The 13,771-nt window shown below is 66.3% G+C and carries 20 protein-coding genes; 14 read left to right on the top strand and 6 right to left on the bottom strand.

What is annotated here, in order from left to right:
* Positions 1 to 24 precede the first annotated feature (24 nt).
* From QA609_RS13405 to QA609_RS13415, 3 genes are read right to left on the bottom strand one after another with little or no spacing between them, the layout of a single operon-like run.
* Entirely contained in the window at positions 25 to 483 is a 459-nt protein-coding gene (locus tag QA609_RS13405) for a DUF6691 family protein (RefSeq protein WP_343233799.1), read from the bottom strand.
* A gap of 2 nt (positions 484 to 485) precedes the next feature.
* Positions 486 to 1,043: a YeeE/YedE family protein gene (locus QA609_RS13410; RefSeq protein ID WP_278303120.1), complete on the bottom strand. Its 558-nt coding sequence runs from the start codon at positions 1,041 to 1,043 to the stop codon at positions 486 to 488.
* 17 nt (positions 1,044 to 1,060) lie between these two features.
* A complete protein-coding gene (locus tag QA609_RS13415) occupies positions 1,061 to 2,254 on the bottom strand; it encodes an MBL fold metallo-hydrolase (protein WP_278303121.1) in 1,194 nt (397 codons plus the stop codon).
* Positions 2,255 to 2,506: 252 nt separating this feature from the next.
* Here QA609_RS13415 and QA609_RS13420 point away from each other — a divergent pair, with 252 nt between their 5' ends.
* The 9 genes from QA609_RS13420 (at position 2,507) to QA609_RS13460 (ending at position 8,235) form a co-directional block, all read left to right on the top strand.
* Positions 2,507 to 2,752 (top strand): sulfurtransferase TusA family protein, encoded by a 246-nt coding sequence (locus QA609_RS13420; RefSeq protein WP_278303122.1) that lies wholly within the window; start codon positions 2,507 to 2,509, stop codon positions 2,750 to 2,752.
* 1 nt (position 2,753) lies between these two features.
* Positions 2,754 to 3,335: a DsrE/DsrF/DrsH-like family protein gene (locus QA609_RS13425; protein ID WP_278303123.1), complete on the top strand. Its 582-nt coding sequence runs from the start codon at positions 2,754 to 2,756 to the stop codon at positions 3,333 to 3,335.
* Between the two features lies 1 nt (position 3,336).
* Entirely contained in the window at positions 3,337 to 3,585 is a 249-nt protein-coding gene (locus QA609_RS13430; protein WP_278303124.1) for a HalOD1 output domain-containing protein, read from the top strand.
* Between the two features lie 108 nt (positions 3,586 to 3,693).
* The gene (locus tag QA609_RS13435; RefSeq protein ID WP_278303125.1) at positions 3,694 to 4,620 is read left to right on the top strand and encodes an ABC transporter ATP-binding protein; all 927 of its coding nucleotides are present in this window, start codon (positions 3,694 to 3,696) and stop codon (positions 4,618 to 4,620) included.
* Positions 4,613 to 5,398: an ABC transporter permease subunit gene (locus QA609_RS13440; RefSeq protein ID WP_278303126.1), complete on the top strand. Its 786-nt coding sequence runs from the start codon at positions 4,613 to 4,615 to the stop codon at positions 5,396 to 5,398. Before QA609_RS13435 ends, QA609_RS13440 begins: the two co-directional genes overlap by 8 nt.
* 85 nt (positions 5,399 to 5,483) lie before the next feature.
* Complete coding sequence (locus tag QA609_RS13445) at positions 5,484 to 6,689, top strand: CBS domain-containing protein (RefSeq protein WP_278303127.1); 1,206 nt, start codon at positions 5,484 to 5,486, stop codon at positions 6,687 to 6,689.
* Between the two features lie 40 nt (positions 6,690 to 6,729).
* Positions 6,730 to 7,191, top strand: coding sequence for a pyridoxamine 5'-phosphate oxidase family protein (locus tag QA609_RS13450; protein WP_278303128.1), 462 nt, complete (start codon positions 6,730 to 6,732; stop codon positions 7,189 to 7,191).
* A 133-nt stretch (positions 7,192 to 7,324) separates the two neighbouring features.
* Positions 7,325 to 7,801, top strand: coding sequence for a PKD domain-containing protein (locus QA609_RS13455; protein ID WP_278303129.1), 477 nt, complete (start codon positions 7,325 to 7,327; stop codon positions 7,799 to 7,801).
* Between the two features lie 137 nt (positions 7,802 to 7,938).
* Positions 7,939 to 8,235 (top strand): hypothetical protein, encoded by a 297-nt coding sequence (locus tag QA609_RS13460; protein ID WP_278303130.1) that lies wholly within the window; start codon positions 7,939 to 7,941, stop codon positions 8,233 to 8,235.
* 91 nt (positions 8,236 to 8,326) lie between these two features.
* On the opposite strand, the gene QA609_RS13465 is transcribed toward QA609_RS13460, so the two are convergent.
* Positions 8,327 to 9,694: a nicotinate phosphoribosyltransferase gene (locus QA609_RS13465; protein ID WP_278303131.1), complete on the bottom strand. Its 1,368-nt coding sequence runs from the start codon at positions 9,692 to 9,694 to the stop codon at positions 8,327 to 8,329.
* A gap of 106 nt (positions 9,695 to 9,800) precedes the next feature.
* Between QA609_RS13465 and QA609_RS13470 the strand changes: the two genes are divergently transcribed.
* Positions 9,801 to 10,670 (top strand): universal stress protein, encoded by an 870-nt coding sequence (locus QA609_RS13470; RefSeq protein WP_278303140.1) that lies wholly within the window; start codon positions 9,801 to 9,803, stop codon positions 10,668 to 10,670.
* 143 nt (positions 10,671 to 10,813) lie between these two features.
* Positions 10,814 to 11,002: a hypothetical protein gene (locus QA609_RS13475; RefSeq protein WP_278303132.1), complete on the top strand. Its 189-nt coding sequence runs from the start codon at positions 10,814 to 10,816 to the stop codon at positions 11,000 to 11,002.
* A 154-nt stretch (positions 11,003 to 11,156) separates the two neighbouring features.
* On the opposite strand, the gene QA609_RS13480 is transcribed toward QA609_RS13475, so the two are convergent.
* Positions 11,157 to 11,642 carry a universal stress protein gene (locus QA609_RS13480; RefSeq protein ID WP_278303133.1) on the bottom strand — a complete coding sequence of 162 codons (486 nt, stop codon included), beginning with the start codon at positions 11,640 to 11,642 and terminating at the stop codon, positions 11,157 to 11,159.
* A 111-nt stretch (positions 11,643 to 11,753) separates the two neighbouring features.
* On the opposite strand from QA609_RS13480, the gene QA609_RS13485 reads away from it, so the two are divergent.
* A complete protein-coding gene (locus QA609_RS13485) occupies positions 11,754 to 12,203 on the top strand; it encodes a pyridoxamine 5'-phosphate oxidase family protein (RefSeq protein ID WP_278303134.1) in 450 nt (149 codons plus the stop codon).
* 34 nt (positions 12,204 to 12,237) lie between these two features.
* Here the strand turns inward: QA609_RS13485 and QA609_RS13490 are convergent, their stop codons facing one another.
* Entirely contained in the window at positions 12,238 to 12,669 is a 432-nt protein-coding gene (locus QA609_RS13490; protein ID WP_278303135.1) for a universal stress protein, read from the bottom strand.
* A 184-nt stretch (positions 12,670 to 12,853) separates the two neighbouring features.
* Between QA609_RS13490 and QA609_RS13495 the strand changes: the two genes are divergently transcribed.
* A complete protein-coding gene (locus tag QA609_RS13495; RefSeq protein ID WP_278303136.1) occupies positions 12,854 to 13,291 on the top strand; it encodes a universal stress protein in 438 nt (145 codons plus the stop codon).
* A 7-nt stretch (positions 13,292 to 13,298) separates the two neighbouring features.
* The coding region (locus tag QA609_RS13500) for a universal stress protein (RefSeq protein WP_278303137.1) at positions 13,299 to 13,771 on the top strand (473 nt) is incomplete at its 3' end.

Genomic DNA, 13,771 nt, shown 5'->3' on the forward strand with positions numbered 1-13,771 from the left:
GTAGCTGGGAGCGTGAGAATCGGGTCAGTCGGCGCCCGTCGGCGTCGATTCGCTGGCGGCGCGCTGGCTGCGCCAGACGCCCTGGACGTAGGCGCCGACGAACATCCCCGCCAGCGCCCACAGGATCGTGACGTTGCCGACGCCGAGGCTGGCGTAGGCCGCGCCGGGACAGATTCCCGAGAGGCCCCAGCCGACGCCGAAGATGCCGCCGCCGATCAGCACGTTGCGGTCGAACGACTTCAGCCGTCGACCGTACGTGTCGCCGGTCAGCGGCGCCCGCTCGCGCAGTCGCGGAACGAGCGCGAACGCCAGGCCCGTGACGACCGCCGCGCCGCCCATCACGAACAGCAGCCCGAAGTCCTCGAACTGCAGGAAGTTCAGCACGACCTCGGGACGGGCCATGTGACTGAAGCCGAGCCCGAAGCCGAAGATCAGGCCGCCGACGAAGATCAGCGGCATGAACAGGGGGTGTCGGTCAGCCATGGTTACGGGCTCACCCCCAATGCCATCACGATCTGGGCCGTCCCGATCGCGACGGTCAGGAACGTGATCACGCCGACAATCGACGTCTTCGAGGCCGAGCCGACGCCGCAGACGCCGTGGCCCGAGGTACAGCCCTTGCCGATCCGGGTGCCGATTCCGACGAGGATCCCGCCGAGGAACAGCCGCCAGGGCTGGACGTCGGTCAGCCAGATCGTGAATCCGCCAACCTCCCGGAGTTCGCCGGTCGTGCCGGGCTCGTACAGTCCGCTCGAGACGAGCCCCGACTGGAAGGTAAGGGCATAAAGTGCCGCACCGCCGACGATCCCGAGCGTGAACACGACCCGCCAGTCGCGCGAGCTGACGTACCGCTGGAACCGCGACTGGTCCGAGACGTACGACAGCGTCGACTCGAGGAACGTGCTCGCGCCGGCGGCGATGCCGGTTCCCAGATAGATGACGACGGCCCCGAGGCCGACGAGCAGTCCCCCGACGGCGTACCGACTGATTCCGGCGGGGAAGAGGGTCTCGTACAGCGCGGGAGCGATGAGTTCAGGTGCCATTCGGCTGGTCGAGGAAGTTAGTCACCGGCCAGCGAGTCCTTGCTGGCGGCGCAGTTGTTCGGGCCGAGCTCGAGTTCGAACGCCTCGTCGTCGTCGGTCTCCTGTTGCCCGAGGTTCGTCGCGATGATCTTCTCGTGGTTGGCGGGCCGTGGCGGCATATCCGAGAGGATCAGATCGACGAACTCGTCTTCGTCCATCGACAGCGCGGCCATCTTCTCGCGAAGCTCGCCGATCGGCGCGGTGTAGGTGCCGTCCTCGGCGGGCTCGGCAGCATCGCTGTAGTGTGCGCCGCCGATAAGCGTCTCGTCGGGCAACGAGAGTACGCGCTCCTGTAGGGTCTCGTAGAGCTGCCGGGCGGCGTCCTCGGCACCCTCGTCGCCCTCCTCTAAGTCGGGGCGGGCGACGCTCTCGACGAAGAGGCCGTCACCCGTTGCGAGCAACTCGCCGTCGATCAGATAGGAGGTCATCCCGGACGTGTGACCGGGCGTGTAGACCGTCTCGATGACGGCGTCGCCGACCCGGAACTCGTCGCCGTCCTCGGCCAGCGTCATCTCGTCGGCGTAGGTGACCCCGCGGTCGACCGCTGCATCGGGGACGACGCCCTCGACGCCCTCCTCGGCGAGGTCGCGGACGCCCGAGATGTGATCGGCGTGGACGTGCGTGTCGACGGCGTACGTCAGGTCGACGCCGAGTTCCGCGGCGTCGTCGAGGTAGCGGTCGGTGAACGCGCGCAGCGGGTCGATGACGGCCGCCTCGCCGTCGTCGTAGACGAGGTAGCCGAGACAGCCCGAGGACGGACGCTGGTACTGCAGCAGCGTTCCGCTTCCCTCGTAGCGCTCGACCTCGACGGCCTCGTAGATCCGCGCCCAGCCGTTCATCCCCTCCTCGAGGTGGTTCACGTCGTAACCGCGGTCCTTCAGCGCGCCTGCGACGAACTCGCTGGCGCCGCCTTTCGCGCAGAGAACCGTCACCTCGCGGTCGTCGGGAATCTTCGCGAGAACGTCCTCGTCGATCTCCTCGTCGAGGAACTCGAAGTAGGGAACGTTGATCGACTCGACGCTCTCGCCGTCGATGCGCCACTCCTCGTAGTCGCTGCCCATGCGGGCGTCGAGAAGCGTTACCGCCTCGCCCGCATCGATGCGAGCCTTCAGCTCGCTCGGGGCGACCGACTCGACCTCGGCGTCCGGTGTGGGAAAGTCCATGTCGTCCATTTCTACACCCCACAGTACCGGCCGAGCCCACATAAGAGTTTGCATAGTATTTCCCATTATTCACAATACGGGTCGCGGGCTGGACTGCGAGCTTTTCCCCGAAATACCGGGATTTGATCCATGCACGTATAGTAGAGTAGTGCAGCCGAATCTCTCGCCGGAGAGCTGTTCGCGGCTCCCACAATGATCGACACGCTTTTATGGTTGTGTCGGGTATTGTGTGATAGCTCCAATACAGAGCACAAAACAACTATGAGCTCGAAACCCACCGCAACGGAGACACTCGACGTGAAAGGACAGTCCTGCCCGATGCCCATCGTCAAGACCAAACAGGCGATCGACGACCTCGAGGAGGGCGACGTCCTCGAAGTCGTCGCGACCGATTCGGGCAGCATGAGCGACATCCGCGGCTGGGCCGAGGGGACCGACGGCGTCGAACTCCTCGAGCAGGTCGAGGAGGGAGACCTGTACACCCACTACGTGGAGAAGACGGCGTAAGATGAGCACGGAGACCCAATCACCGACCGGAGACGGCGAATCGATGAGCGAGGCCGAACTCGAGGCGCGAATCGCGGAGCTCGAGGAGAAGGTCGCGGGTCTCGAGACCGAGGTCGGCGACGAGCAGAAGAAGATGACGATCGTCGCGACCAAGGGTAGTTTCGACATGGCGTACCCGCCCCTGATCCTCGCGAGCACCGCAGCCGCCTTCGGCTGGGAGGTCATCGTCTTCCACACGTTCTGGGGGCTGGACATCCTCCACGAGGAGAAATCGAAGAAACTGAAGCTGAGCGCGGTCGGCAACCCCAACATGCCGCTGCCGAACGCGCTGGCCGCGCTGCCGGGGATGGACTCGATGGCCACCCGGATGATGCAGAAGAAGATCGACGAGAACGGCACCGCGACGATCGAGGAACTGATCGACGTCTCCCTCGAGAGCGGGGTCGAACTGCAGGCCTGCCAGATGACCGTCGAGCTGATGGAGTACGACGAGGACGACTTCTACGACGGCGTAACGACGGGCGTCGGCGCGGCCACCGCACTCCAGCACATGGCCGAGTCGGACGTCCAGCTGTTGATCTAACATGTCCGGATCGTCGCACTCCTCGCCGAGAAGTCCCAGTCTGCGCGTCGTCGACGCCGTCGCGAACGCGGAGGGAGTCGATCCGACTGAACTCGAGCCCCCGCTGTACGACGCGGTGGACCCGAACGCGATCGACGGCCTCTTCGACGCGACGGCGACCCCGAACGCGTCGCGAAACGGCCGACTGACCTTCCGATATCGAGGCTACGACGTGACGGTTCGATCGGACGGCAGCGTCTGCCTCGAGTAGGACCCGATCGACGCCGCATCTCTGTGCTCGCGACCGACGACGACCGTTCGTCTCGTTCTCACGAACTGTTCAGCCAGCCATATATCCACGGTTGCTGTACCGTTCGGTATGGCCGCAATCGAACTCGAGGAACTCACCAAGGACTACGGTGAGGTCGTCGCGAACGACTCGGTGACGTTTACCGTCGAACACGGCGAGATATTCGGCTTTCTCGGCCCGAACGGCGCGGGGAAGACGACGACGATTCGGCTGCTACTGGGGTTCATCTCGCCGACGTCGGGGACGGCCCGCGTGCTCGGGCAGGACGTTCGCGAGGAGGGCTCGCTCCTCGAGGCCAAACGACGGATCGGCTACCTTTCGGACGAACCCGGGTTCGACGAGCAACGGACCGGTACCGACGTCCTCGACCTCCACGCCTCGATCAAAGGCGACAGCAGGCGCGACGAACTGCTCGAGCTGTTCGATCCGCCCGTCGAGCGCCAAATACGGGAGTACTCGCAGGGAAACGCCCGGAAGCTCGGCATCGTGACGGCCTTTATGCACGATCCCGACCTGGTGATCTTAGACGAGCCGACCAACGGGCTCGATCCGCTGATGCGCCAGCGCTTCGCCGACTTCCTCCGGGCCGAACGCCAGCGGGGCGTAACGGTGTTTTTCTCCTCGCACAACCTGAGCGAGGTCCGCCGGCTCTGCGATCGAGTCGGCATCATCCGCGACGGACGGCTCGTCACCATCGAACCCGTCGACGCGCTGTTGCGACGCAGCGGCAAGGTGATCCGGATCCGCAGCGCCGACCCGATCCCGATCGACGCCCTCGACGTCGAGGGGGTCCACGACCTCGAGACGAGCGTCTCCGACGGCCACGAGGGGGCCGATCCGTCGACCGCGTTCACCGAGTGCCTCTTTACGTTTACCGGCGACATCAACGCCGTCCTCGAGCGACTCGCCGACTACGAGCTGATCGACCTCGCGATCGAGGAGGCGCCCCTCGAGGACGTCTTCATGCGGTTCTACGGGGGTGAGGACGATGTTTGAGATCACGCGTTACGAGGGTCGAAACCGACTCAAGGGCAGCGTCTACCTCTCGGCCGGGATGGCGCTGCTTGCGGCGCTGGTCATCTGGGTCTACCCCTCGTTCAGCGACGCCCTCGGCGGGGACGAACTGCTCGAGGCATACCCCGAGGAGATGCTCCGGCTGTTCCGAATCGAGACGATGGCCTCGCTCGAGGGGTTTCTCGCCTTCGAACTCTACACGTTCGGCTGGATCATCCTGCTCGGGCTGTACGTCGCCTACGCGACGGCTGGCGTGATCGCCGACGACGTCGACCGGGGCCGGATGGACACCCTGCTGGCGATGCCGATCTCGCGCGCCCGGCTCGTCGCCGAGAAGTTCGCCGCGATCTCGGTTCCGATCCTCATCGTTAACCTCCTCACGCCGCCGGTCGTCCTCCTCGGCGCCCGGCTGATCGACGAGTCGCTGTCGGTCACCGACGTCCTCGCGGTCCACCTGCTGTCGATCCCCTATCTCTTCGCCTGCGCCGGGATCGGGCTGCTCTGTTCGGTTGCCTTCGACCGCGTGGGGATCGCCCAGCGGGTCGCCCTGGGGGTCACGTTCGCGCTGTTTCTCGTCGAGTCCTTGCTCGCCGAAACCGACTACGAGGAGCTCGGCGCCGTCGCCCCGATGCGGTACTACGACCCCAACGAGATCCTGCTCGAGGGGACGTACGACCTCGTCGGCGTCGTCGTCCTCGTCGCGATGACCGTCGCGTTGCTCGGCGTCAGCCAGCTGGTGTTCCGGCGCTCGGATCTATAGGAGGTCGAGCGGATCGTCCCGGTCGTTTGGCTCGAACGGCTCGAGTGAGGCGGTGAGCTAAGGTCGCTCGAGCCGTACTGAGCCCATGTTCAGGAGCTTCAGGATCGGCTCGCTGCTGGGGATCCCGATCAAGCTGGACGTCACCTTTCTGTTGATCCTGCCGGTGTTCGCGTGGCTCATCGCGATCCAGGTCGGCGATCTCGTGCCCGTGCTCAACGGGGTACTCGGCACGGCGATCGACGTCGAGGCGGTCACGACGGGCTCGACGCCGTGGCTGCTCGGCGCGGCCGCGGCGATCGGCCTGTTCGCGAGCGTCCTGGCACACGAGCTCGGCCACTCGGTCGTCGCGATCCGCTACGGGTTTCCGATCGACTCGATCACGCTCTGGTTGCTCGGCGGCGTCGCACAGCTCTCGGAGCAGCCGACCAACTGGCGCCAGGAGCTGGCGATCGCGATCGCCGGCCCGATCGTCAGCGTCGGCCTCGGGGTCGGGTTCTACGCGCTCGTCGTGGCGACTCCGGCGACCCTCGAGACCGCGCAGTTCGTCTTCGCGTACCTGGCGGTGATCAACGTCGTCCTGGCGGCGTTCAACATGCTGCCGGGGTTTCCGATGGACGGCGGACGAGTCCTCCGGGCGATCCTGGGACGGAACCGTCCGTTCGCCGTCGCGACGGCGCAGGCCGCACAGGTCGGGAAGACGTTCGCCCTCCTCCTGGGACTGTTCGGCCTGCTCGCGTTCAACATCTTCCTGATCGCGATCGCCTTCTTCATCTACATCGCGGCGACCGGGGAGGCCCGCCAGACCGCGATTCAGGCCGCCATCGAGGGGATCACCGTCGCGGATCTGATGACACCTGTCGACGAACTCGACACCGTCTCCCCGGAGACGACGATCACCGAACTGCTCGACGCGATGATGGAGCACCGCCACACGGGGTTTCCGGTCGTCGAGCACGGCTCGGTCGCCGGCGTCGTCACCCTCGAGGACGCCCGAACGGTCCCGCCGAGCGAACGGGGCTCGCGGACGGTTCGAGACGTGATGACGACCGACCTCGAGACCCTCTCGCCGAGCGAGGAGGCCTGGGAGGCGCTCGTCTCCTTGCAGCGGAACGATATCGGGCGCCTCGTCGTCCTCGACGACCGCGAGCGGCTCGCGGGACTGGTCACGCGAACCGACGTGATCACGGCACTCAACATCGGTGCGGTTCGCTCGGCGTACGGGTCGACGGAGCGCGCTTCCGGGGAACGCCCCGACGACGCAGCACAACCGATCGAGAAGCCCCGATGGTAAGGGGTGGCGATTCATAGCCCGTCCGCACGTAGGGTCGGATATGTCCCTCGATCGAATCGGGTACGTGTACACGTTCGGAATGGACGAGACCGAGATCCTCGAAGCACTCGAGGCGACCGACACCGGCGTCCTCGCGCTGGCGAGCGAGGGATCGGCCTACGCGATCCCCGTCGGCTGTTACTACGAGGACGGAGCGCTGTACGTCCGGCTCACCGACGACGGCGCGAGCAAGAAGCTGTCGTACCTCGAGGCGACCACCGAGGCCTGTCTCCTGCTGTACGCCGTCGAACCACCCGACGGCTCCTGGAGCGTCGTCGCCCTCGGACCGATCCGCGAACTGACCGACGAGGAGAGCGCGGCGTTCGACGAGGCGACGATGATCGAGCGGTTCGGTAAGCCGCGGATCTTCGACGAGGATCTCGACGCCCTCGAGTGGTCGGTGTACGAACTCGAGATCGAGGAACTCACCGGCCGCAAGACGGGTGGATGGACCCTCTCGTAGTGCGGCCCGCGGCGTGGAACGCACCGCTCGGCGACGACTCGAACGAGACAGGATCGGTGACTACCGATCACTCGAGACTGTTACCGTCATCGCAAACGGTGTTTACTATCCCCTCCGGTGTAGCGACGACCCGATGACCGAGACCGCGCGGAGAGATCTGTTACGGCTTGCGGGCGCATCGACCGTCGTGTTCCTCGCGGGCTGTGGAAACGACGACGAGGAAGAACCAGCAGACGACGAGGAGGAACCGGACAACGGGGCGGGCGACGAGGACTGGGCGGCCGTCGACGAGTTCTACTTCGATGGCCAGGTCTCTCACTGGGGTGGGATCGAGCCGGAGTTCCTCGAGGGGGAAGAGAACCCGACGATCACCCTCATCGAGGGCCAGGAGTACGACTTCAGGTGGGTCAACGCCGACGGGATCCTCCACAACCTGGAGATTCGGGACGAAGACGGCGAGATCGTCGAGGACTACCAGAGCGACGACGTCGAGGAGGAGGGCGAGGAGACGACGCTCGAGGGCGTCACGGCGACCGAGGAGATGACGACGTACATCTGTACGTATCACGAGTCGACACAGGTCGGCGATATCGAGATCGAAACCGAGTAACTCGAACGACTGTGGAGCGCGACGGATCGCTAGCTCGTTTCTCGGCCGATCGGTCTCGTTCCGCGTTCTCACTTGCTGGGAATCTATGGGGGGCGTTATCTTCTGGCATACCGTCCTCCTAGTCGAGGTGAGAACCGATGACCGACTACTACGACGAACTCCTCGGCAGCATCGTCGTCTGTCTGGCGGGCGGCGCACTGGTCGGTCTGCTCACCCCGCTCGCGTTCCACCTGGGGCTGTTACTCGGGGCGCTGACCGCGATGGTGTTCGTCTGCGACGCACTCTTCGTTCACCCGCCGCTTCCCGAGACTGACCCGCGTCGACGGCCCGCCGATTGGGATTGGCGACCGACGGGACGCTACCGTTCGATTGCGGTCCGAGAGGCCGCTTCCGATACCCGTCCTCGACCGTGGCGAATAGCCGGAATCCGATAGAAAACCCTTACATACATATGTGTGTAATACTCCTCGTGCCGAACGAACCGATTGCCGACGGGCCGGATCGGACGTCGTCACGCGTTCGCCCTCACCGCTCGCGGTCCGCGATCTCCCGTTCCGTCCGCCGCCTGAGGCGCTCGAGCCCGTCGCTGATCCGGACCTCGTAGGCGTCGGGCTCGGAGACCCGTCGGTGGCGCTCGGGAAGCCCCTCGAGCTGACTTCGGGTTCGCTCGCGGATCTCGGAGAGGGTCGGCGGGTCGGCGACGAGCGAGCCGTCCTCGACGACGGTCTCGAGCAACGGTCGCCCCTCCACGGACTCCTCGCGCGTCGCGAGGACGTCCCGAACGAACGAGCCGTCCCGTTCGACGCGGTACGTCTCCTTCTGGCCGGGGTAGGTCACCTTCCCCGGAGAGAGCTTCATACTCGGCTCGAGTTCGTCGTCGCGCTCGACGGCGGTGAGCTTGTAGACGACGCCGCTGCTGGGGGCGTCCATGCTCGTCGTCAGCGCCGTTCCAGGGCCAAACGCGGTCGCCACCCCGCCCGCGTCGAAAAACTCCCGGAGGAAGAACTCGTCGACGCTCGAGGAGACGACGATGCCGGCGTCGCCGACGATCTCCGAGACCGCCTTCGAGAGTTCGATCAGGTTCCCCGAGTCGAGGCGCACCCCGCCCAGCCGGACGCCGCGCTCGTCGGCGACGGCGACCGCGCGCTCGGCCCCCCGGACCGTGTCGTAGGTGTCGACGAGGTAGATCGCGTCGTCGCCGTAGCTGTCGGCGAACGCCTCGAACGACGCCCGTTCGGTCTCGAAGCTCTGGACCCACGAGTGAGCCATCGTCCCGTACGTCGGCACCCCGAACCGCTCACCCGCGAGGACGTTCGAGGTGCCGTCGAACCCGCCGACGTAGGCGGCTCTGGCGGCCTTGAGCCCCGCGTCGACGCCGTGGGCTCGCCGGGAACCGAAGTCGACCAGCGCCTGCTCGTCGCCGTGACGGGCGACGACGTCGGCCATCCGCGCGGCCTTCGTCGCCACGAGCGTCTGGTAGCCGACCTGGTTGAGCATCAGCGTCTCGAGCAGCTGGGCCTCGAGGATCGGCGCGGTCACCTCGAGTATGGGTTCGTTCGGGAAGACAAGCGTTCCCTCCGGAACCGCGCGAATCTCGCCGCTGAAGGAAAACGACTCCAGTTCGGCGAGGAACGCGTCGTCGAACCCCTGGTCGGCGAGAAACGCCAGCGCGTCGGCGTCGAACTCGAGTGCGTCGAGGGCCGCCAGCACCTGCTCGAGGCCCGCGGCGACGGCGTAGCCGCGATCCGACGGCAACGATCGGAAGTACACCGAGAACGTCGCGAGCGGGTCGTGGTCCGCGTCGTGGTACCCCTGCATCATCGTCAGCTCGTACCGGTCGGTGAACAGCGCGAGATCTCGAGGGGCGACGTGGCCGAACCTGGGAGCGGTCATGGCTGCAGGTACTGACGCGGCCGCGAAGCAAATAGCCCGGGGCGGGGACGGCCGTCGCTCGCTCGGTGATGTTTCTTATGGGCCCGTCACGTACAACGCGACGATAATGTACTCGACGATCCTCCTTCCGATCGACGGCGGTGACGGTGCCGACGGCGCGGTCGACCGCACGCTCGAGTTCGCTCGACGGTTCGATGCGACGGTCCACGTGCTCTCGGTGGTCGAAACGGGCGCCGAACCCGTCGGACTCGACCAGCAAGCGCGCGACGAACTCCGGGGGCGGGCCGAAAAGCAGGGACGGGAGGCGACCGCCCGCGTCCAGGAGCGTGCGGCGGAGCTCGACGTCGAGACGACGCGAGCCGTCCGCGAAGGGAGTCCCCACGAGCTCATCCTCGAGTACGCCACGACCGAAAACGTCGATCTGATCGTGATGGGAACCCGCACTCGAGAGGACCCGGCGGTCGGGCTCGGCAGCACGACCGAGCGCGTGATCGCCCGGGCCGACCGCCCCGTGGTCGCGGTTCGGCTCGAGGACGATGCGCCGGCCGTCGACGCTCTCTCGTACGACCGCGTCGTGATCCCAACCGACGGCAGCGACGCCGCCGAACGCGCCGCCGAGCGCGGCCTCGAGTTCGCCGAGACCTACGACGCGTCCGTCTACGTTCCCTACGTGGTCGACACCACCAGCTACGACCTCGAGGAGACCTCTCGAAGCATGGTCGGCCTGCTGAAGGAGGGCGGCCGAAACGCGGTCGAGGCGGTCGCCGAGGACGCTCGCGAGCGGGGGCTGTCGGTGAAGACCGACGTCCTTCGGGGGGTCCCCGACGAGGAACTCCTCGAGTACGCGGACGGGCTCGAGGGTGACCTGATCGCAATGGGAACGCGGGGACGCGGCGGGGCCACCGGCGATCTGCTGGGAAGCACTACCGCTCGCGTCCTGCGACGAGCGCGCTGTCCGGTGTTGACCGTTCGCTGACGCTGCGAGCGCGACGACGACGCCGGTCCCAATTCGTCCTCGTCTCGATGGGGCCGGTCCCCTCCCCGATGAACGAATCTGACTGTCACGGAAACCATCAGACTGGCTAAGTGTTTAATAACCGGTCGTGGTACGGTGGTCGCATGGCGAGCACGGAGCGACTCTGTCACGCCGGGATCTTCGTCAGTCTGGTGCTGTTGAGCGTCGGCGTCGGGATCGACGTCCTGATCGGAACGTCGCTGCTCGACTTTCTGATCGTCGTCGCCGGGCTCGTCGTCGGCTGGACGAGCTTTCTCTACTGTCTGGGCCGGTCGCCGGTCTGGAACGAGTAACGGACGCGACCTCTGGACCTCCGTCGACGACCGCGCGGCCCGCTCGCGACGGGTACCGAAAGCAGTCGCCCCTCGAGGGACTGGTCAGCGACGTCTCTCAGCGCGTGGTTCCGTCGGCGAACGGGCCCGTGCTGACCGTGCGAACGACCGACGATCAGGACTCGTCGTAGAACGACTCGTGGGGATCGATCCCCGCGACCGTCGGGGGCGAGGGGTGGCGGACGACGAACACGTCGTAGGCGTCCTCGGCGGCGAGGTGGACGCCGACGCTGGTCAGCGGCGTTACGACGCGGCCGACGTTGTCGCTGCCGAGGAAGACGACACTTGGCTCGTGCTCGAGAACCAGTCGCTCGATGTGGGTGGCCAGCCGATCCTCGGGCGGGAACTCTCGGATGCGTTCGGCGTCGAACGACGCCTCCGGAGCCACCTCACGGACTTGGTCCCGCAGGGTCGCGACGATCCGTTCGGGATCGAACGGCTCCTCGTCGTCGATCCACCCCTTCTCCCGTGCGTAGCGCTTTCGTTCGGGGACGATGCTGACCGCGACGACCTCTTCCTCCAGGGCGCGTCCGTACTCGAGTGCACGGACGAGTGCGACCACCGCGAGCTCCGAACCGTCGAACGGAACGACGAACGTCATACCCGTCCCACTACCGCGCGGATATTAATCCTCGAGGGCGCGTTCTCGTCGTCCGGACCGTTCGGTTTTCCGGAACGAGGTATTTTGCGGCCTCGAGTCGTTCGCCGGAGTATGCACGACTCACGCTGGCACCAGCTGAGCGGGTCGGAGCTCGAGGCGTTCCTCGGACGGGGCGGAACGGGCGTCATCTCCTTCGGCGCCGACGCCGGCACCGCGCCGGCCTCGATACCCGTCTCCTACGGGTACAACGCCGACGTCGAAGCGTTCTACTTCCGACTCTCGCTACCGCCGGAGAGTCGGAAGACCGAGCTCGTCGACCGACCGGTGTCGTTCGTCACGTACGCGGAAACCGACGACGGCTGGCGTAGCGCCGTCGCGACGGGTCGGCTCGAGCCCGTCGAGGAGGCGTCGTACGACTCGACGACCGTCCAGGGGATGTGGGGGATCGAGATCCCCGAGATCGACGTCTTCGAGCGACCCCGCGAGGAGCTTCAGTTTCGGGACTTTCAGCTCGATCCCGAGACGCTGTCGGGACGGAAGGAGGTCCCGTCGGAACCGTAGCTCTGCGGTCGCGGCGAAGCGGGAGGATCCCGCGCTACTTTTCTGGGCGAACGATCGTCACGGAGACGGGCGCCCGTCTCGAGACGGTTTCTGCCACGCTGCCGAGCAGCACGCGGCCGATTCCCGATCGGCCCTGGCTCCCGACGATGATGTGATCGACGTCGAGGTCGTCGACGGCACCGACGATCGCCCGCGCGGGCGATCCGCGGGCGAGTTCCGTCCTGACCGGGACGTCGAACTCGGCCCCGAACTCGGCGTACTCCTCGAGCAGTTCCTCGGCTTCGCGTTCGCGCTCGTCCATGTACTCGCGGTTCCAGACCGCCTCCTCGGTCGTCGAGGCGGCGCGAAACGGATCGAGTACGTGCAAGACGACGATCTCGTTCGTCTCGAACTCGGTCGCCGCAACCTGTAGCGCGCGCCGGGAGTGATCGGAGCCGTCCACCGGAACGAGGATCCTGTCGAACATCGTCGCACTTACACCGAAGAGACATATAATGGTAATTCTCCAGCAGGAGAATGTCGCGGATCCGGACACGAGGAGTTAGGCGAACGGAACCCCTTCGGTCCGCGACTCCAGAGAGCGGTCGGCCGTTCCGCATCGTCGAGAATTATCACGGAACGCTTTATGTCCGGATCGCGTCGACCCTCGTATGGCACGACACATCCTGGTTCCACTGGACGGGTCGGAGCCCTCGTGGGCCGCGCTCGAGCACGCCGCCGAGAACTACGAGGGTAGTCGGATCACCGCCCTGCACGTCGTCGACCCCTCCGCGGGCTCGTACGCGGGCGCCGAGGGCGGCTACTACGATCCCGTTGCGTTCGACCGCGCACGGGAGCGCGGCGAGGAGATCTGTGAGGAGGCCCGCGAGCGGCTTCGGGAGGCCGGCGTCCTGGAGACGATCGACCTCGAGACCGCCGTCGAGACCGGCGGCGCCTCCCGGACGATCCTCGAGTACGCGGAGACCGAGGACGTCGACCACGTCGTCATCGGCAGCCACGGGCGCTCGGGCATCTCGCGGATTCTGATCGGGAGCGTCGCCGAGACGGTGACGCGTCGAGCTCCCGTCCCAGTGACGATCGTTCGGTGAGTCGATCATGACGACGACGACCCACACCACGGACGTCGACGGGACCCTGCTCGTCCCGGTCGCGAACGCCGAGACCGCGGACCGTCAGCTCGACACCGCGATCGATATCGCGAACGACCGTTCCTACCGCATCCTGCTGGTGTACGTCCTCGAGGTTCCCGCCCAGCTGTCGCTGCAGGACGGACGGCGATACCTCCTCGAGGACGAGACCGAGGTGATGCTCGAGGAGGCCGCGGCGTCCGTCGAGTCCCGGGGTATCCCCGTCGACAGGCGGATCCGAATGGCACGCGGCGTGGCCACGGGGATCGTCGGCGCGGTCGACAAGTACGACGTCGACGCGGTCCTGCTGGGGTGGCGCGGTCGACCGCCACGACGGGATATCGTCCTGGGGAGTCACCTCGATAAGGTCCTTCGGGACGCCAGCTGCGACGTCCTCGTCAAGCGAATCAAGACGCCGACCGACGACGTCGAGTCAGTGCT

This window comes from Natronococcus sp. A-GB7, from assembly GCF_029688865.1.
Classification (GTDB): Archaea; Halobacteriota; Halobacteria; order Halobacteriales; family Natrialbaceae; genus Natronococcus.